Here is an 18,727-nt window from a genome sequence, read left to right on the forward strand (position 1 = left end):
AAAATATTTCAAAATTAGGCTTCATTCATTTCTTTTAGCTTGATCTGCGCTTTGGAAATCGTAGAAACATTCGATAATGTAAGAATCAAACGATTCTTGTACTCCTTTATTTTGCAAAGTTTACTATTCATCTGCGCAAATCGCATAACTTTTTGGAAAATATCGGAGGAATAGTAATCATCTCGGCTGGAAGGAAGCAAATGGCATTTCATAAGATTACCTTTCAATACAAGTTTTTCAATTCCAAGCTTTTCTGCTTTCCATCGCAAGCGTACCGTTTCCATCAAATCGGTCACCGATTCTGGTAAAGGACCAAATCTATCCAGCAGCATGGCAGAAAATTTATTCAACTCCTCCTCGTTCTTGATAGCATCCAGTTTTGAATACAGGCCTAATCTCTCACTGATATTTCCCACGTATTCTTCCGGAATCAACAATTCAAGATCTGTCTCAATCGTGCAATCCTGAATTAGCACCTTCACTTTTTCAGCTAAATCAGTCTCAAATAATGCTGCAAATTCATTTTCCTTTAATTCCTGAACAGCTTCGTCGAGAATTTTATGATACATCTCAAAGCCCAAATCAGTGATAAATCCACTTTGCTCAGCTCCAAGTAAATTACCTGCTCCTCGAATATCCAAATCCTTCATAGCCACCTTAAATCCATCTCCAAGATCCGAGAATTCTTCCAGCGTTTGCATACGTTTCCTTGCTTCTGTGGTCAAGCCAGACATAGGCTGAGTTAGCAAATAACAAAACGCCTTCTTATTACTACGCCCAACTCGTCCGCGCATCTGGTGTAAATCACTCATTCCAAACATATGGGCGCGGTTGATAATAATGGTATTGGCATTCGGGATATCAAGACCTGATTCGATGATGTTAGTAGACACCAGCACATCGTATTCGTGGTGAATAAAATCCACCATGACCTTTTCCAGTTTTTTCCCATCCATCTGACCATGAGCACCAACTACTCTGGAATCAGGCACTAATTTCATGATCAGATTGGCAATGGAATCAATTTCACCCACTCGATTATGAACAAAGAAAACTTGCCCACCACGTCTCAGTTCATACGAAACAGCATCCCGTATCACTTCTTCCTGAAAGGTTTGAACTTCGGTGGTGACGGGTTGACGATTTGGAGGAGGTGTTGCGATCACAGACAAATCTCTGGCTCCCATGAGGGAAAAATGTAAAGTCCTAGGAATTGGTGTGGCAGTTAAAGTCAATACATCCACATTCAGGCGTAGATTTTTCAACTGATCTTTCACTTTCACTCCAAACTTCTGCTCTTCATCAATCACCAACAATCCCAAATCCTTGAACTCAATATCCTTATTGACAATCCTATGAGTACCTACAAGGATGTCTATCTCTCCGGTTTTTACTTGAGCGATGATTTCCTTGATTTCTTTTGCAGTGCGAAAGCGGTTGATATACTCCACTTTCACAGGGAAATTCTCCAATCGCTCACTAAAAGTTTGATAATGCTGCATGGCAAGAATGGTCGTTGGGACCAAAATGGCAACTTGCTTTCTATCATTTACAGCTTTGAAAGCTGCTCTTATAGCTACTTCAGTTTTTCCAAATCCCACATCTCCACAAACCAAGCGATCCATAGGATAAGATTTTTCCATATCCGATTTTACATCTTGTGTAGCGGAAGCCTGATCAGGTGTATCCTCATAGATAAAAGAAGATTCCAACTCAATTTGCAAAACAGAATCTTGACTAAAAGCAAATCCTGCCGCTGACCTTCTTTTGGCATAAAGCGCAATCAGGTCCTTTGCAATGTCTTTGACCTGCTTTTTGGCTCTGGATTTTTTGTTTTCCCAATCCGGAGATCCAAGCTTAGACATAGAAGGTACTGTACCCTCTTGCCCGGAAAACTTTGAGATTTTGTGCAAAGAGTGAATATTCACATAAAGCAAATCATCATCTCTGAAGATCAAGCGAACCGCTTCCTGCATTTTGCCTGCTACATCCACTTTCTCCAAACCAGCAAATCGACCTACACCATAATCAACATGAACAATGTAGTCTCCAGGATGTAGTGCTTTCAGCTCTTTGATAGTAAGGGCTTTGGATTTACTGGCTTTATCTCGGGTTTTATAGCGATGAAAACGCTCAAAAAGCTGATGATCTGTGAAGCAAGCAATTTTTGATTGTTTATCATCAAATCCCTCGCGCAAGCCAAGAAGCATACTTTGGACTTGTAAAGTCGGATCTAACTCTTTGAAAATACCCAGCAACCTATCGATTTGCTTAGCATTTTCAGCGGTCAAAACATTGACAAAACCCTTCTTTTCATTTTCTGAAAGCTGTGTAACCAGCAAGTCAAAATTCTTATTGAAAGAAGCCTGCGGCTGAGACTCCCAAGAGGATTGCTTAGCATTTTTCAGATAAAACTGCTTGCCAAATTCTACTCTTGAAAAATTGGTGGAAAGCGTAGCAAAGTCAGATCCTTTATCAAACAAATCCCCAGGACCGAGGACGGTTTTTGTATTATTTGTTTTTTTGACGATTTGATCAAAAGCCAGAGAAGCTTTGTGAAAACATTCGTCCATTACATCAAGTGTCAGTTGATAATCTTTAATCCAGATAATCGTATCCTCAGGCAAAAATCCCAAAAAGGACTGCCTTACTTCCTGAAGAAGTTTCGTTTGAACATTTGGAATCAAAGCAATTTGATCTACGCTGGCAATGGAGAGTTGGGATTCCGGGTCAAAAGTTCGTATGCTTTCTATCTCTTTTCCAAAAAGCTCCAAGCGGTATGGATTTTCATTTGAGAATGAAAAAACATCCAAAATCCCACCCCGGATAGCAAATTGCCCAGGTTCATAGACAAACTCAGTCCGCTCAAAATCATAGCTCGCAAGAATTTCTGATACGAATTCCATATCGACTTGCTCCCCAACTTTAGCAGAAAAGGTGTTCTCCAAGAGTGATCTCTTGTTAATCACCCGCTCGTAGATTGCTTCCGGGTAAGTGATAATGATGCGTGATTTTCCCTTTTCCTCCAACACCAGATTCAGAATCTCCGAGCGCATCAGCACATTGGCATTGTCGATTTCCTCGTATTGATATGCGCGCTTGAAACTGGAAGGAAAGATCATATGCTCTTCCGTATTCAGCAAATTCTGAAGATCCGAATTGAGGTATGCAGCTTCCTCTTTATCCTGAGCCACGATCAAATGAAAACCACCCTTGGCCTGATAAAGCGCTGAAAACAACACCATATCCAAACTTCCAGATAGCCCTTTTATCTGATAGGTAAGCTTTTCGCCACTTGATATCTCATGGGCGATAGTTTGAAAAATAGGGTCTGATTGGTAAATGGAAAGAAAGTCCTGACGATCCAAAAGCGTGTGGTTTTAATACTTAGGTTGGTGGGGTAAAGTTAGTGCTTTATGATTTCCAACGATTGATATTAAGCAGCTTTTCCCTGCTAATTAACATCTGAAGTCAATAAGAGTTCAGAATAAATGCTTTGGTACAAAAAAGGCACCCAATCATTTGTTAGGGTCCCTATTTCTCCGACTTGTATCTTTAGGGAAAAACCGCATGGGGTCATCAATAAGAATACATTCAGGACCGGGATAATCTACTCTAACTCTGGTTTTATAAAGGGTAAAATTAGTGGAATGCAAGAATTTCTTTTCAGAACAAAAATCCTCCGGTAGAATAATATAAAGCTCTGAGCCTTCAGAATTAAAAGTACTCCAATCTTCGACACCAATTTCAGACGAAAACTGAACACCGGAATTTAACATTTCAGCAAGAGACATTTCCAAAAGTTCAGGAGGATTCAAGTCAGTATCCCCATTAAAGAGGTGAACCGATGCCAAAGTATCCTGTTCATCATAAGAATAATAGGAGGAAGAAAGCCATACTTTATTGGTAGTTATAGAGAAGTACTGCTCATCAATTTGTCTACGCTTTCCCCATTGTTGACAATCGTCGATGATAACAAAAACCTTCTCTTTTTCTGCCTTGGAAAACAATGAGGAAATTAGAAGTAAAATCAATGTACTTATCGCTGCAAAACTAGACATTAAATAAATTTATTTGTAATCACTCTATTCCACCAGTACTTATGCCAACTTCATAAACTTCAAATTCATGATCTGGATCCAATGAACCTTTTACTAGATAATCATCTTCAAAAACAATATAGTTAGTCTCAAGACTATTTAGGTGAAACCAATCAGTATATTCCATCTCTTGATCGAACCAGACGACCTTGCTATCTTAACAAATACGGGTAATCACCTTTTTTTGGAAGTCAATATCATGAGAAAGTCTGATAAGTAGATTAGGATCATAAAACCCCTCTCGTAAATATTGGAAACTTTTCTTTTCAGGTGTAGATCTATCTATAAATTCAGTATCAGCTTGATATCGGTTAAAAACTATATAAATTTCGGCTGATCGCTGACCCGACATTTCATTGCTTTCATCAGCCCTTCTATACCCACTGGAAGAAAAGAATAACACAAACAATACTAAGGGAAATCGAATCATAGATTAAAAGAGATTTTACATATATCACTCATTAAGCTCTAGCCCAATCTTTACTTCATATAGCATAAATGATTGATTTGACACAAAACGCTTACCGGAGCAATAGTCACTTGAGAGAATAATAAATATCTTTTTTTTATTTATTGCCAGTTTTGCCCATGATAATAAATCATTGATGTCTGAAGTAAATATCGGATTACTCTGCAGTATTTTGGGATAGCTCAAAGTCATGGTGGCAGGCTTATCTTCAGGATATATATAGTTATGACCAAGAGTAACCAAGCCTCTTTCATCTTTATAATGCAGCGCAATAAAGAATCTTTTTGGATTTTCACCTCTCTCTACAGCTTCGGCAAGCTGGCAATCATTTACAATCAACACTACATAATCAGAAGTAGGCGATTGAGGAAGAAACCAGAACTGTATAAATAAAATTAATTTCCACATGTGTTCTCATTAGATTATTCATCATGAATTAAAGACACACGCACTTCGTATAAAGTAAATCTTTGATCTAACACAAAGCGCTTTCCTGAGCAGTAATCTCTTGGAATAAGAACAAATATCTTTTTCTTATCTCTTCTATATGCAAAATCCGCCCAAGCATCAAAACTTTTTAAATCAGATGTATAGCTGGGGTCGCTTTCTAATATTTCAAAAAACTTCATGCTCATGGTGGAGAGTCTGTCTTCAGGATATACATAGGTGTTACTGAGGGAAACTATTTTCCTATTATCATTATAAGTTAAAGCAATAAGAACCTGCTCGGGAATGTTCCCTGTCTCCATATGCCTAGCAAGTCGACAATCATCTACGATTAAAACAACATAGTCAGCAGTAGTGGATTGGGATAGAAACCAGAACTTAATAAATAAGATTAACTTCCACATAATTTCTTCAGATTTTTACCTGCATCACTATCTCTAATATATTTCTCATAAGGCGAAACAATTGGAAAATTTGTCTTGATTGCTACCATCTGAGCAAAAGCAAAAGTGCTGTTAAACCCGCCCCAAAACATATTCTTATAAAACTCCACTGTGACCCCATTTGGATAAGTACCATCCCTTTTCACACTATTGTTCAATGATTGGTAATCTTCCGGGAACTGATATTTGTGAATATTCATTAGCGCTTCGCCCATTTTACCCATCAGATTCTCTGCCATATATTTATGCTGCAGATCATGTGAAGGTATTTTGGTACCGTAATAAATATTGACATACTTATTGAAATTTTCAGCAAAATTACCATCCAAAGGCGTTTCTCCATTAGCTTCTAGTGCTGCATATATTTCGGCATGGACGAGTTCATGTAAAGCAGTTGTGGCAATCTGCAAATCCGATCTATCGTCAAGATTGTTTCTGTTGATGGTAATTTCAAATATTCCGTTTCTCTTTTGTGTTTGACCATTTGTGGTCTTGGACAAGGTCCCCAGCTTCAACACAGAATTCCTTGTCAAGTCTCCCGTTTTCACCAAAGACGCAATACCCTTCACAAAATCCGACATTTGAAGTTTTCCTATTATACAATTGACTCGTGGGTGTTTTGCAACTGTTAAATCAATCTCAATTATAAGTTTTGGGGCTGGAATCACAGGCGGAATATATGGCTTAGGGCCAGAAGGATTACCACCACCACCAACAACCCCACCGCCAACAGTCCCTCCCCCAATATCTACCCACTCGCACTCCTGTGAATAGGTAGTGTCAAGATACTTTACGGAGCTGTCTCCCCCCACAGTCGTGACCTGATACCAGTCTGTAGTGGTCTCAGTACATTCATAAACCATCTTTGCACCAGATGATAGTTCTGATTCTAATTGGCTTTCCTGCGATAGCGTCCTAGATGAGACCTTTGTCCCCTGATCAATCCGAAACCCTATCAGATGATGCTCATCGTATGAAAAAAGATCAATCCAACCGCTCCATTTCTCATCGATGCCCAAGTAATACAGATCATTAAAATCCCTTGTCGAAGAAGCATCATCTGGAAAGTAGCGTACAATCAAGGGATCAAAACGCTCATCTACGGGATCTTTCACAAACATGATATTTTGAATCGCTCCACTTTCCAGGGTATTCTCATCTTGAGATGAAGAAGGAATATAGAATTCGGCATTATCCAGATTGATCTCAAAAACTTCCCGTCCATCCGGAAAATAATAATGATGAAACTTGTCCCAGTCAGGTTCCTTTTCGAAAAAGGGAAGGATCAGTTCTTGGGATTCTGTCCGGAAGTTAGCTCCGCGCCTGGGTAATCTTAAGTTAGTCTTGTTTTCATCAAACCAATCTTGTACTAAAGCAAGCTCAGTCTTTTCTCCAATCTCAACTACTGGAGTATCCGGTTCTTCATTGACGCAGGAGGTAAACACTAGGTTCAAAGTGAACAAAAATGCTAATAAACGGAATCTATTCAGATTTTTGTAGAGAGGGGGGGTAGAATTGCTTTTCATAAAATCCAATTTAGTTGACTTGTTGAAAGAGTCTTTTAAAATCTTAATTATATTATTAGAATGCAATAGGTGAAAGAAATATTCACTTATTTTAAAATTTGCTGATCATCAAGTTCTTGTTTTATTAAACAACCTCTTCTCCACAATTCCCTATCTTTGCCCCCGATCACAAAATCAAAACATGCCCTAACCTTTACTGGCGAGGGTATCGACCTAAACATCCATGAGTAGAGAAGTTCGCGTAAGATTCGCTCCATCACCGACGGGGCCTTTACATATTGGCGGTGTACGTACCGCGCTTTACAATTACCTTTTTGCCCGAAAAATGGGCGGTAAGTTTCTCCTAAGAATAGAAGACACAGATCAAACTCGCTTTGTCCCTGGAGCGGAAGATTACATTAAAGAATCACTGGAATGGCTGGGAATTTCTCCGGACGAAAGCCCATGGAATCCCGGCGACTGCGCTCCTTATCGCCAGTCTGAGCGCAAGCCAAGCTACATGCAATATGCGCTTGATCTAGTAGAAGCTGGACACGCTTATTATGCTTTTGATACTTCCGAGGAACTTGAAGCCATGCGTGAGAGATTGACCGCTGCGCGCGTAGTTCAACCACAATACAACAGCATCACAAGAACTCAGATGAAAAACTCGCTCACACTTCCTGAAGAAGAAGTGAAGGCAAGATTGGCATCAGGAGAACCCTATGTGATCCGTGTAAAGATCCCACGCAAGGAAGAAGTTCGACTCAATGACATGATCCGTGGCTGGGTGATGGTGCAGTCTGCTACGCTAGATGACAAAGTATTGATGAAATCTGACGGGATGCCAACGTACCATTTGGCAAATATCGTCGATGATCATTTGATGAATATCACCCATGTAATCCGTGGAGAAGAATGGCTTCCATCGGCTCCTTTACACGTATTGCTCTATAAATTCTTTGGCTGGGAAGATACGATGCCTGAGTTTGCTCACTTACCTCTTTTGCTAAAGCCAGACGGAAATGGAAAGCTTTCTAAGCGTGATGGTGATAAGCTAGGATTTCCTGTCTTCCCACTGAATTGGGAAAACAAGGTAGATGGCGATACGGCAGCTGGCTTCCGTGAGCAAGGTTATTTGTCAGATGCCTTTTTGAATTTCTTGGCATTCCTTGGCTGGAATCCAGGCGATGAGCGGGAAATTTTTTCTTTGGAAGAATTGATCGAAGCTTTCTCAGTAGAGCGAATCGGTAAGTCAGGGACTAAGTTTGATATCGCGAAAGCAAAGTGGTTCAATGAGCAATATTTGAGAGCAAAATCAAATGCAGAATTAGCACCCTATGTGATTGCAGATGCAGCTAAAGAAGGAGTAACTATTATTCAGGACACAGCCGAAGCTTTGGTAGCATTAATGAAGGAGCGCGTGACTTTCCCCGCAGAAATTTGGCAAGGAAGTAGATTCGTGGTAGAAGCTCCTACGGAATTTGATCAGGATATTGCAGGCAAAAGATGGAATGCTGATGCGGTGACAATCCTAACTGCGTATGCAGAGACACTAGAAGGGTACACTGGTGATTTCGATGCAGAAAAAGCTAAAGCTTTGCTTGGAGAAACTGCCGAAGCAAAAGAACTAAAATTAGGAAAATCAATGCAAGCGGTTCGCTTGGCTGTGACTGGTGTAGGTGCAGGGCCTGATTTGATGGAGATTTTTGCTATTTTAGGGACTGAAGAAGTGGCCAAGCGAATCAGATTTGCGTTAGCTACTCTAGAAGTAATCGGCTAAATACATAAGCTATGACAAAGAAGAAAAAGAAAAACGAAGACCCTAAGGTTCATGAAGACTTGAACGGCTTTAAGATGAACATAAATTCCTTTGGAGAAATCTCCTCTTCCTTTTCTATTGACAAAATCAACGAGTTTCTCAATAAAAATGTAGAGGACAAAAAACTCAAGGACAGAGACGATTTGAAATCTGATGAAAAAGAAAAGAAATCCTAAGGTCAAATTTCTTAACCAAATGCACAAAGAGCTCCCATATGGAGCTCTTTTGTTTAGCTCTATCTCCTCCCAGCACGTGAATCCGAGAAAACGTTAAATAAAACCTGACAAAATCGATAATTAGTTACTTTTGGACATGAACAGAGTTTTGCTGACGGGCATTTTCATTTTATCCTCTTTAGCTGCACTTGCGCAAACAAGTGTCGGAATCCGTGGAGGCTATACTACCTCCACCTATTCCTATCGGCCCACACCCAGCACCCGAGGGATTTCAGTTGATGGAATCGGAACCCCTACATTTGCCTTGGTTTTTGAACATTTCAATGCAAAAAATGCCGGAATCGAAGTCAATCTTCAGTTTTTGAGCTTAGGTTTCATGCAGGTTTCTGATGAAGATATAGAACCGGAATTAGTCAATGAAACTCAGTTTGATTACCTAAAAATCCCCATGCTTTCCAGCTTTTTTCTTGGAAAATCAGGGAGATTTCAGATCAAACTTGGCCCACATTTAGGCTATCTACTTCAGGCAAAAGATATCAGCCGGGAATTTTCTAACGCCTCTCCTGCAGAAATCCCGACCTATGGAGGTTCCGAAGATAAACCTCGGAAAATCATGTACGGGTTAACAGCTGGAGCAGGAATCTCTAAACTTTTCGGCAAAAACACTATAACTGGCGAAGTTCGATTTTCCTATGATTTCACCAATCCAGAAGGACAAGAACGTATTTTCGACATGAACTCCACTAATCTGGAATTTACTTTGGCGTATTTGTTTAGAGTTAGAGATTCCAAAATTGAAAAATTGAAAAATTGAAAAATTCGTCGCTACAATTTTTCAATTTTAAAATCATCAAATTTTTCAATCCACTCTGTCATATATTAGATTCATTCCCCGACTAATGGATGTAAATGAATCGCAGCCAGCTTGATCATATCTTAAAAGCCCACCATAGGGATGCATACCTCTGGGCTAGGCAATGTTGCTCTTTTGAGGATGAGATGGCAAAGGATGTGCTTCAGCAGGCATATTTGAAGATTTTGGAGGGACAGGCAAAGCTTAAGGATGCATCAAAAGCTAAAACTTGGCTTTTTTCAATCATCAGATATACGGCGATTGACGAATTTCGAAAAGCTGGAAAAGTAGTTTCACTTTCCGATTCCTACGATCCAGTAGAGCTTACTGAGGAAGTGGACGCCACTGATTATGAAGGAATAATCAAGCACTTACCAGAGATGCAGCGAGAAGTGATTTTGATGGTTTTTTATCATCAGATGACCATCGCTCAAAGTGCCGAAATCCTTCAGATCGGCCTAGGGACCGCGAGAACGCATTACGATCGCGGGAAAAAGAAACTCAAGGAATTAATTACGAAAGTTCAAATCCAAGAAGAATATGGAAAATGACGAACAATTAGAACGTTTTTTTGATCAGATGAAAAAGCAGGATGAGAGAATTGAAATCCCAGCTTTCCCAGAAGTCAAAACACGGAAATTCGGGTTTTGGATTCCTGCAGGAATTGCTGCGTCTATGATCTTCGCATTTCTATTCATCCAAGAGCCTGCTCCTATCGAAAGTACAACTCCTGAAGTAGTAATTATTACGCTAGTTGAGGATGAAAATCAAAATCAACATTTCACCATTGAAGAAAGTACATTCCTGGATACCTGGGAATCACCTACTGCTTCATTATTGACTGAATATTAATCACACTAAAATGAAAAATATACTCTTCCTATGTCTTATGCTGTCAGCAAATTTTGCAACTGCACAAGACCTATTTCAGAAAAATCTATACTCTGCTGATAGAGTAATGGAAATGCGAAAGGCACTAGAACTTACCGATTCGCAGGCTTTGAATATCAAAAAAATCCATAGCGAGAATGCCAGGCAAATTCAGTGCTATGAAGTGGGATCTAGATGATGCCACAGAAAAACTAAAAGCGCTTTTGGATGAATCCAAAGTCGATGCGGTTGCGGTTCAAAAGCAAATGGACAAGGTTTTAGCGCTTGAAAACTCGCTGAAAAAGCAACAGCTTAGCACAATGGTCTCTATCAAAAATGAACTTAGTCCAGAGCAGCAGGGAATATTGCAGTCTCCAAGGATAGAAACCGTGAATGGGGTAAGTGTCATAGGTTATGGTAAAAACTCAGTTAGCTCATCAACATCTGGTCAGGGTTATGCCACTAACTACAGAGTAGGTAAGCCACTTTTTGGAGTTGCAGGTATTGGCTCCAACTCTTCAAGCCCGAAAGTAGCTGTAACGTTGAGCGGGACCAACAGCTCAGAAAACGCACCACTCTATATTATCAAATCTAAAAATTCAGACCTTACTATTCCACACGGGGCTTTGAAGGATATTAATCCGAATGACATTGAAAGTATTAGCGTCTTGAAAGACAAGTCTGCCATTGACCTCTATGGTAAAAAAGGTGAAAATGGAGTAATTATTATCACCTTAAAAGAGTATCCTAAAAAGTAATTCGATTCTTGGTTTTATAAATGGAAAAGGAGTCCGAATTCGGACTCCTTTTTTATGTTGATCTAATTTTGGCGGGATTCATCTTAGTTGGAAAAAAATCTGTGACAAATACCCGACTAGACAATTCATCAATATAGAACATGATCTTAAGTTCAAACCGGCTAGTAGCTCGATAGAGAAGAAATCGAAGAAGCTTTGGGATCATTTATCAACATCTGCTATTTTGAACAGCGATGAGGGTGATGTTGAAGCGAGTCTACTTTTTCAAAAATTTCATTGTCTATTTCGAAAACTCGCTTAGGACTAAAATTTGAATTCAAGTAAGGATAAATTTCATCTTGAAATCTCAAGATTGAAGACCTAGTAAGGACTACTTCATACCTCTCTCCTTGAACCATTTTTCATTCATTTTTCTAAATTCTTCAACAGAGTGGACTCTTCCCTCTTCAATATCCTCCAGAGATTCCTTCAATCTAAGCTTCATTTCATCTTGGATGATTATATCCTCTATCCTTTCGAGTGTGGCGGTTTTTTCAATCTTCATTTCACGTTGGATAAGATTTAGCTTGAGTTTCTGCGTTCACAGGTGTACCATTTAAAATTAAGAACTATTGAAATTACGTTTTTTTCTGCAAATTATTTTAATCCAAAAACCTCCAGCTCGCTTTGTGATCTTTTTTCAGCTGATTTCCAGTCACTTTGGCCCGCAATATCTCCACAGGCATCGCATTTTGGCTTAGCACCAAATCATGGTATTCCTTCTCGGTCATTTTACCAGAATTGACTACTTCATCTCTTAACGAATAGAATTCTAATGCACCTATCATGTAGGCTATTTGATAAAGAGGACCATATCCTCCTTCAAATGATCTCCTTACCTCAGCTTCGGCATTGGCAGTTTCATGACCAACTTTATTAACCAAAAGGTCAATACACTCTTGTGGAGTCATTTTCTCCAAATGATAATTCAGAGAGAAAATGATCCGTGCGCAGCGGTGCATTCTCCAGAAAAGCATCCCTACTTTATCCTTTGCATCTCTCGGAAAATCCTTGTCCCATAAAACAAACTCCCAATACAAAGCCCAGCCTTCGGTCCAAAACGGGGTTCCAAACATACGTCGATGAGTCATATTTCGCTGGTTCATAAACTGCTGTAAATGATGACCCGGAATCAGCTCGTGCTGAACGGTCGCTCTAGAAAAATGCGGGTTATTCCCTCGCATACTCATCATCTTGTCCTCATGACTCATTTCTGAGGTAGGATATGCAATCTGTATAGATTCGCCACCGAGAAAAAATGGGCTTACGCGTTGGCGCTCAGCAGAGATCATAACTGTCCTCCAAGTTTCCTTTGCCAAAGGCGGTACAGTAACCAAATCATTTTTTTCCACATAGTCTGTAGCTTCCTCAGCCAATCGGATAACTTCTGCAGGCCATTCTCCGGCTGGGAAATATGCTTCTTTCACCATTTCCAGTGCTGCTTTCCAGTCATCACCAAAGCCGAGTTCATTAGATGCTTTCAGCATTTCTTTCTCACACCAAGCAAATTGCTTCTCCGCTTCCGCTATCAATTCTTCTGGACTATAAGCAATCATCTCAAATGCCAACTGTTTCTCCAAAGCATCTCTGCCTATAGGCCTTCCGATAATTCCACTTCCATCATCCTTCACCGAATTGGTATAGTGCTCGCGCAAAGCTTTAGCATAAGCTTTCATGCTAGCATCGAGCTTTTTCCAAGGCTCGGGCATGCACCAGGTGAACATCGGGTCATAGTCGAAGTAATAATTGTATGCTTCTCCGGTAGCTTTGTACATCGCTTCTACTACGGTGGCTGCAAGATCTGCTTTCTGCCAGCTATTGTATTTCGGTGTCGAGGAAAGATTTTTAAGTTGAGCGTCTACTTGCTTTGCTATTTCATTCCAAGAAGCAGCGAGTTTTTGAGGTTCTGGCTTCTTGGCTCTTCTTCTTCCTTGATAGAATTCTTCAAGGGGTTTTGAAAATGCCAAAACTCCAGCTATTTCATCAAAAGAGGCTTTTTCAATGGCCAGCTCAGCCAGCTCCTTTTCTAAATAATTCCGGAAAAGCACATAATCTATTTTACCATCTTCTGACAGAGAATTGTAATTCACTTTACCCAAATTGCTTAAATACTCCTGGTTGAATTTCTGAATTCTGGAAAAATATTCCTCAGAAAAAGGGTTGGAATAAAGTCTCCTCAATGCTCCATAATCAGCTTGATAGGTCTGAATGGTTTCAGCAAGTTCGGTCGAAAATCCCACAAAGGAGAATAAACATAAAATCAGAAGTAAATAGATTTTTTTCATCTGCATGTAAGTTGCTTTTCAAAGTTCATATAGAATCTCGCATAGGTTACTTTCATCCCATTTGTGCGGCTAGGGGCAGGCTCGATTTCTTATATCAATGATAATGTGAAGCCTTAAATTAAATCTTTTGCGTCTAAATCCTCCAAATGACTTCTCTATAAACCTTTAGAATAGCAAATCTTTGATTAGCGGTAAAATTGATTTTTAGCATTAAGCGACAAATAATTTGTACTCAAATACTTATATTGAAGCAAATCAGGAGTTTAGGCACTTCATGAATTGACCCAAACAGCAATTACTTGAAGGTCGTCGACAAGTGATTTATGTAATTATTTTTAACCATTGCTTTTTCTTTTTAAGGCAATTTTTTAGCCCTAGAAAAAGCAAGCCCACCAAACCCCATTTACTATGGAATTAAAAATCACTAATCTTTCAAAGACCTATCCTAATGGAGTAAAGGCTTTGAATGACATTTCTTTGACTATCCCTCAAGGGATGTTTGGACTGCTTGGGCCAAATGGAGCAGGAAAATCTACCCTAATGCGAACTATTGCGACACTTCAGGATCCAGATTCAGGAAGTATCATGTTAGACAATATTAATGTTTTGGAGGATAAACAGGCCGTACGTGAACGATTAGGTTATTTACCTCAGGATTTCGGTCTCTACCCAAGGATCAGTGCGGAAGTGATGCTAGATCATATCGCTCAAATGAAGGGAATTGGAAACAGGTCAGAACGTAAAGTATTAGTGGAAAGCCTACTTCAAAAAGTAAATCTATACACGCATCGTAAAAAAGGATTAGGTACTTATTCTGGTGGTATGCGCCAGCGATTTGGAATCGCTCAAGCTTTGGTAGGAAGTCCTTCCCTAATTATAGTCGATGAACCTACAGCCGGGCTGGATCCTTCTGAGAGAAATCGCTTTTATAATCTCCTTTCAGAAATTGGAGAAAACACAGTTGTGATACTTTCCACACATATTGTTGAAGATGTGAATACCCTGTGCTCAAACATGGCGATTATTTGTCAAGGCGAGGTTCTAATGCAAGGAAAACCAGCTGAGGGAATTGCTTCAGTGAACGGTAAAATTTACAAGAAATCCATTGAGAAATCTGACTTAGGAAATTACCGGGAAAAGTATTCTGTAATTTCCACCAAACTTCTAGAAGGAAAATTAAGCTTAAGAATAGAGAGTAACGAAACCCCTGGAAATGGATTTGAAGCAGTTCCAGCTGATTTGGAAGATGTGTATTTCAGCCATATTTCTAAAAAGGTGGATCCGATCACCATTTAATCTATAGCCATGTTTTTAGATATTTTCATTTTTGAACTGAAATATAGATTCAGTCGTCCGGCGACATACATCTATTTTATGATGTTGCTAATCGTCCCGCTCCTTTTGGTCGGATTCGGCAACACACCTGCTTCGGAGAAGGTTTATCACAATGCCCCTATTGTGATTGCAAACCTTCAACTCTTACTTTCGATATTTGGGATTTTGATTGCCTCCGCAGTTATGGGGGTGCCCATTTATCGTGACCTTGAGCATAAGACTGGCACTTTCCTCTTTAGTTACCCAATCTCTAAATTTGCCTATTTCATGGGAAGATTTTGGGGCTCTTTTGCCACTTTGGTTTTCATCTCTTTTGGTAGCCTCGTCGGGTTTTATTTAGGAACGCTTTTAGGCCCATTATTCGGCACAGATGAGCTACGCTATGGCCCAAACTTACTTATAAATTACCTCCATCCATGGATTACACTTTCTCTTCCCAACTTATGGTTGGCAGGTTCTTTATTCTTTGCATTAATTGTATTTACCAGAAATATCAAATCCATTTATTCCGGAGGAATAGTAGTCTTCATCATTTATCTGCTCGCAAATTTTCTTTCTCAGGATATTGAGAACAAAGATTTAGTGGAAATTATGGATCCTTTTGGGATAAACACATTCAATTTCCAAACTCGTTACCTCACTCCATTTGAGCAGAACAACTTTATCCTACCCGTGGTTGGAAACCTGTTGATCAACAGATTGCTTTGGATCGGGGTCGGTATTCTCTTTTTCGTAGCTGCATATTCGAGATTTAGTTTTACCTATTTCTTTCAAAATCAACAGAAAAAAACGAAATCAGAAAAGCAGGAAGAGAAAACTCCAATCCTACAAAATGTGCTTGCAAAAGTAAATTTCGCAGGAAACTATCAGTGGAACAGTTTCAAAACCCTATCCAAAATAGAGTTTCAAAACATCTTCAAGGATATTTATTTCAAGTCAATTCTACTAGGTGGTTTGGTGTTTTTGATTCTGGATTTCTGGATTGGAAACACACTGTACAGTGTACCTAATTTTCCATCTACTTCCTTTTTGATGGAGTATAAAACCTTTGATTACAACCTCTTTGTATTCATTATCATTGTGTTTTTCACCGGAGAAAGTTTGCATCGCGACAAGTCATCAGGATATTCAGTGATCAATGACACTTTCCCTGTCAAAGACGGAACCGTAATCGCTTCCAAATTTGCAGGAATGGCATTTATCTGCTTAATGCTGGCAACCATTCCAATTATTGTGGGATTACTAGTTCAAACACTTAAGGGATATTTCAATTACGATTTGGGAGTTTATCTCGTCGATAGTTACTTGATTTCCCTTCCTGATTACCTACAAATGGTGATGCTGGTATTTGCGGTACACTTGGTGGTCAATAATAAATTTGCAGGTCACGCGGCAGCTATTGGTATTTGGATGGTGATGATCGTGTTGCGCGACTTCGCAGGATATGATTTCAACCCATTCTTCTTTTCGTATAAGCCTGGCTATCGCTGGAGCGATATGAATGGACTAGGGCATTTTGGGGAACCACTATTTTGGTTTAACCTCTATTGGACAGCAATAGGCTTATTCCTAATTCTTTTCTTCAGCATTTTCTACAGCAGAGGAACAGAGAATTCCTGGAAAAACACCTGGAGAACTGCCAAAAGTCGCCTGACTCAGAAAACTTCCATAGCAGCATACATTTTCCTACTGATAGGAATCGCCTCTGGCGCCTATATTTTCAATGCTGTAGTTTATGAAAATAGCTACCGAACCAGCGATGAGGGTGAGTTACGACAGGTGGCCTATGAAAAGCAGTTGAAGCAATATGAGTTTATGGCTCAACCTAAAATAACCAAAGTCAACCTCAAAGCAGACCTTTTTCCAATGGAGCGGGATGCCTATTTTGAAGCTGCTGTTCAAATGGTAAATAAAACCAATGAACCAATTGACTCAGTACATTTTAATAGCACCAGCTTGACGGATTTTGAAATTCTTTACCAAGGAACAAGTCTGCCATACCGTTTCCCTTTGGTCTATGAACCTGCCAAATTTCAGATTTTCGGTAAAAAGCCGGACCGAGAATGGTATAAAATCACTGCTTTACCAGAGACCATGATGCCAGGAGACACGCTGGACCTTGTGATCAAAAGTAAAGTGACTAATGATGGATTCCCTAATTCTGGCTTTGGGCGTGAATTGGTTTATAACGGAAGCTTTATCGCTGGCGGAATGCCTGAAATTGGTTATTCAGCTGATGGCGAACTTAACAGTGATGAAAAAAGAAGAGAATATGATCTTCCTGAAAAACTGGAAGATCTACCTCCTCATGACGATCCTTATGGCAAAAACACACTCTTATTCTCTGATGAAGCCGATTTGATACAATTCGAGGCCACAGTCAGCACCATACCGAGTCAAATTGCAATCGCACCCGGTTATTTGCAAAAGGAATGGATCGAAGGTGATCGTCGCTATTTCCATTACATTCAGGATACCCCTATTCAGTCATTTTTCTCAGTTCTTTCTGCCGAATATGAAGTCCTTCGTGATAAGGCAACTTTGACCTCAGGAAAGGAAGTGAATATAGAAATTTACTATCAGAAGGGTCATGATTACAACCTTGATCGCTTTGTAAACTCCTACAAGGACGGGTTAAAGTATTTCTCTGATACTTATGGAGACTTCCAATTCCGCCAAATGCGAATTTTGGAATTTCCTCGCTATGCAGGTTTTGCTCAATCATTCCCAAATACAGTCCCTTTTGCAGAAAGCTTTGGTTGGGTAGCAGATTTCTCTGATCCAAATAGTTTTGACTACGTCTACTACGTGACAGCGCACGAACTCGCACATCAGTGGTGGGGGCATCAGATTACTCCAAATTATACTCGAGGAGCCAATTTAATTTCGGAAGCTTTAGCAGAATTCTCAGCATTGATTCTTTCAGAACGTAAGTATGGCAAAGAAAACATGAAGCGATTCCTGAAAGACGAATTGGATGACTATCTCAGCGGTAGGGCAAATGAGGGTAAAAAAGAAAATGTCTTCATCAATTGTAATCGGGCCTACCAATGGTATAATAAAGGGAGTCTGATCCTCTATGGTCTTCGGGACCTTATAGGAGAAGAAGCAATTGACTCAGCTCTGTACAATTTCAACAAGGAATTTGGATTGCGTCAAGCACCACCTTTCCCTGGAAGTTCCGACTTATACAGACACCTCGCAGCCAAGACGCCTGATAGTCTAATGTACTATTTGGACGACACATGGAACAAAATCACGCTTTATGACAACAAAGCAGAAGAAGTGACTGCGACAAAAATAGCTGATGGAGAATATGATGTAACCCTGAAATTGAAGTCCCAAAAACTTTATGCGGATTCAGGAGGGCAAGAATCAGATGCTCAATACGAAGGTGATTACATCGATGTGGGAATCTTCGCAGCTGATGATACCGATGAAAATGGAAAAGATCGGGTTAATCCACTTTTTGTTCAGAAATACAAGCTCAAAACAGGTAAAACCACCCTTACTATAAGAGTAAAAGGTGAACCTGTAAAAGCAGGAATTGATCCATATAATAAATTGATAGATCGAATACCTGACGACAACACCATAAGTGTAGAAGTAGAGTAATGCAAAAAGG

At 39.7% G+C, this 18,727-nt stretch carries 18 protein-coding genes; 9 read left to right on the forward strand and 9 right to left on the reverse strand.

Annotated features, from left to right (window positions below; translation table 11 throughout):
* Positions 1–14: 14 nt before the first annotated feature.
* The 7 genes from mfd to AC0L6R_RS14815 all read right to left on the reverse strand — a co-directional run bounded on the left by mfd (position 15) and on the right by AC0L6R_RS14815 (position 6,904).
* Positions 15–3,368: a transcription-repair coupling factor gene (mfd, locus tag AC0L6R_RS14785; protein ID WP_473271893.1), complete on the reverse strand. Its 3,354-nt coding sequence runs from the start codon at positions 3,366–3,368 to the stop codon at positions 15–17.
* A gap of 150 nt (positions 3,369–3,518) precedes the next feature.
* Entirely contained in the window at positions 3,519–4,061 is a 543-nt protein-coding gene (locus AC0L6R_RS14790; RefSeq protein ID WP_473271894.1) for a hypothetical protein, read from the reverse strand.
* Between the two features lie 19 nt (positions 4,062–4,080).
* Complete coding sequence (locus AC0L6R_RS14795) at positions 4,081–4,227, reverse strand: hypothetical protein (protein WP_473271895.1); 147 nt, start codon at positions 4,225–4,227, stop codon at positions 4,081–4,083.
* Positions 4,228–4,257: 30 nt separating this feature from the next.
* Positions 4,258–4,530 (reverse strand): hypothetical protein, encoded by a 273-nt coding sequence (locus AC0L6R_RS14800; RefSeq protein ID WP_473271896.1) that lies wholly within the window; start codon positions 4,528–4,530, stop codon positions 4,258–4,260.
* A 24-nt stretch (positions 4,531–4,554) separates the two neighbouring features.
* Positions 4,555–4,977, reverse strand: coding sequence for a hypothetical protein (locus AC0L6R_RS14805; protein WP_473271897.1), 423 nt, complete (start codon positions 4,975–4,977; stop codon positions 4,555–4,557).
* A 14-nt stretch (positions 4,978–4,991) separates the two neighbouring features.
* Positions 4,992–5,420: a hypothetical protein gene (locus tag AC0L6R_RS14810; RefSeq protein WP_473271898.1), complete on the reverse strand. Its 429-nt coding sequence runs from the start codon at positions 5,418–5,420 to the stop codon at positions 4,992–4,994.
* Positions 5,408–6,904, reverse strand: a complete 1,497-nt coding sequence (locus AC0L6R_RS14815) for a hypothetical protein (protein ID WP_473271899.1) — start codon at positions 6,902–6,904, stop codon at positions 5,408–5,410. The genes AC0L6R_RS14810 and AC0L6R_RS14815 overlap by 13 nt, the downstream gene beginning before the upstream one ends.
* Positions 6,905–7,208: 304 nt before the next feature.
* Here AC0L6R_RS14815 and gltX point away from each other — a divergent pair, with 304 nt between their 5' ends.
* From gltX to AC0L6R_RS14850, 7 genes are all read left to right on the forward strand, one after another.
* The gene (gltX, locus tag AC0L6R_RS14820) at positions 7,209–8,747 is read left to right on the forward strand and encodes a glutamate--tRNA ligase (RefSeq protein WP_283412302.1); all 1,539 of its coding nucleotides are present in this window, start codon (positions 7,209–7,211) and stop codon (positions 8,745–8,747) included.
* 11 nt (positions 8,748–8,758) lie between these two features.
* Positions 8,759–8,962, forward strand: a complete 204-nt coding sequence (locus AC0L6R_RS14825) for a hypothetical protein (protein ID WP_283412301.1) — start codon at positions 8,759–8,761, stop codon at positions 8,960–8,962.
* A 136-nt stretch (positions 8,963–9,098) separates the two neighbouring features.
* Positions 9,099–9,776 (forward strand): porin family protein, encoded by a 678-nt coding sequence (locus tag AC0L6R_RS14830; RefSeq protein ID WP_473271900.1) that lies wholly within the window; start codon positions 9,099–9,101, stop codon positions 9,774–9,776.
* Between the two features lie 95 nt (positions 9,777–9,871).
* On the forward strand, positions 9,872–10,366 hold the full coding sequence (locus AC0L6R_RS14835; RefSeq protein ID WP_473271901.1) for an RNA polymerase sigma factor: 495 nt from the start codon (positions 9,872–9,874) through the stop codon (positions 10,364–10,366).
* Positions 10,356–10,667: a hypothetical protein gene (locus AC0L6R_RS14840; RefSeq protein ID WP_283412298.1), complete on the forward strand. Its 312-nt coding sequence runs from the start codon at positions 10,356–10,358 to the stop codon at positions 10,665–10,667. The genes AC0L6R_RS14835 and AC0L6R_RS14840 overlap by 11 nt, the downstream gene beginning before the upstream one ends.
* 10 nt (positions 10,668–10,677) lie before the next feature.
* Positions 10,678–10,884, forward strand: coding sequence for a hypothetical protein (locus AC0L6R_RS14845; RefSeq protein WP_473271902.1), 207 nt, complete (start codon positions 10,678–10,680; stop codon positions 10,882–10,884).
* Positions 10,865–11,443, forward strand: a complete 579-nt coding sequence (locus AC0L6R_RS14850) for a Spy/CpxP family protein refolding chaperone (protein WP_473271903.1) — start codon at positions 10,865–10,867, stop codon at positions 11,441–11,443. The genes AC0L6R_RS14845 and AC0L6R_RS14850 overlap by 20 nt, the downstream gene beginning before the upstream one ends.
* Before the next feature lie 370 nt (positions 11,444–11,813).
* Here AC0L6R_RS14850 and AC0L6R_RS14855 read toward each other — a convergent pair whose 3' ends face one another.
* Entirely contained in the window at positions 11,814–11,987 is a 174-nt protein-coding gene (locus AC0L6R_RS14855; protein WP_473271904.1) for a hypothetical protein, read from the reverse strand.
* Between the two features lie 97 nt (positions 11,988–12,084).
* Positions 12,085–13,767, reverse strand: coding sequence for a DUF885 family protein (locus AC0L6R_RS14860; RefSeq protein ID WP_473271905.1), 1,683 nt, complete (start codon positions 13,765–13,767; stop codon positions 12,085–12,087).
* A gap of 408 nt (positions 13,768–14,175) precedes the next feature.
* Here AC0L6R_RS14860 and AC0L6R_RS14865 point away from each other — a divergent pair, with 408 nt between their 5' ends.
* Both AC0L6R_RS14865 and AC0L6R_RS14870 read left to right on the forward strand, forming a co-directional pair.
* Positions 14,176–15,063 (forward strand): ABC transporter ATP-binding protein, encoded by an 888-nt coding sequence (locus AC0L6R_RS14865; protein ID WP_473271906.1) that lies wholly within the window; start codon positions 14,176–14,178, stop codon positions 15,061–15,063.
* A 9-nt stretch (positions 15,064–15,072) separates the two neighbouring features.
* On the forward strand, positions 15,073–18,717 hold the full coding sequence (locus AC0L6R_RS14870) for an ABC transporter permease/M1 family aminopeptidase (protein WP_473271907.1): 3,645 nt from the start codon (positions 15,073–15,075) through the stop codon (positions 18,715–18,717).
* Positions 18,718–18,727 lie beyond the last annotated feature (10 nt).

The sequence above is a fragment of the Algoriphagus sp. 10J20-15 genome, assembly GCF_055809615.1.

Excerpts from the sequence above, each read along its gene's own strand:
- AC0L6R_RS14870 (WP_473271907.1), top strand. The coding sequence starts at position 15,073 with ATGTTTTTAGATATTTTCATTTTTGAACTGAAATATAGATTCAGTCGT.
- AC0L6R_RS14845 (WP_473271902.1), top strand. The coding sequence starts at position 10,678 with ATGAAAAATATACTCTTCCTATGTCTTATGCTGTCAGCAAATTTTGCA.
- AC0L6R_RS14835 (WP_473271901.1), top strand. The coding sequence starts at position 9,872 with ATGAATCGCAGCCAGCTTGATCATATCTTAAAAGCCCACCATAGGGAT.
- AC0L6R_RS14810 (WP_473271898.1), bottom strand. The coding sequence starts at position 5,420 with ATGTGGAAGTTAATCTTATTTATTAAGTTCTGGTTTCTATCCCAATCC.
- AC0L6R_RS14850 (WP_473271903.1), top strand. The coding sequence starts at position 10,865 with ATGAAGTGGGATCTAGATGATGCCACAGAAAAACTAAAAGCGCTTTTG.
- AC0L6R_RS14865 (WP_473271906.1), top strand. The coding sequence starts at position 14,176 with ATGGAATTAAAAATCACTAATCTTTCAAAGACCTATCCTAATGGAGTA.
- AC0L6R_RS14800 (WP_473271896.1), bottom strand. The coding sequence starts at position 4,530 with ATGATTCGATTTCCCTTAGTATTGTTTGTGTTATTCTTTTCTTCCAGT.
- AC0L6R_RS14860 (WP_473271905.1), bottom strand. The coding sequence starts at position 13,767 with ATGAAAAAAATCTATTTACTTCTGATTTTATGTTTATTCTCCTTTGTG.
- AC0L6R_RS14830 (WP_473271900.1), top strand. The coding sequence starts at position 9,099 with ATGAACAGAGTTTTGCTGACGGGCATTTTCATTTTATCCTCTTTAGCT.
- AC0L6R_RS14790 (WP_473271894.1), bottom strand. The coding sequence starts at position 4,061 with ATGTCTAGTTTTGCAGCGATAAGTACATTGATTTTACTTCTAATTTCC.
- AC0L6R_RS14855 (WP_473271904.1), bottom strand. The coding sequence starts at position 11,987 with ATGAAGATTGAAAAAACCGCCACACTCGAAAGGATAGAGGATATAATC.
- gltX (WP_283412302.1), top strand. The coding sequence starts at position 7,209 with ATGAGTAGAGAAGTTCGCGTAAGATTCGCTCCATCACCGACGGGGCCT.
- AC0L6R_RS14825 (WP_283412301.1), top strand. The coding sequence starts at position 8,759 with ATGACAAAGAAGAAAAAGAAAAACGAAGACCCTAAGGTTCATGAAGAC.
- AC0L6R_RS14795 (WP_473271895.1), bottom strand. The coding sequence starts at position 4,227 with ATGGAATATACTGATTGGTTTCACCTAAATAGTCTTGAGACTAACTAT.
- AC0L6R_RS14805 (WP_473271897.1), bottom strand. The coding sequence starts at position 4,977 with ATGTGGAAATTAATTTTATTTATACAGTTCTGGTTTCTTCCTCAATCG.
- AC0L6R_RS14840 (WP_283412298.1), top strand. The coding sequence starts at position 10,356 with ATGGAAAATGACGAACAATTAGAACGTTTTTTTGATCAGATGAAAAAG.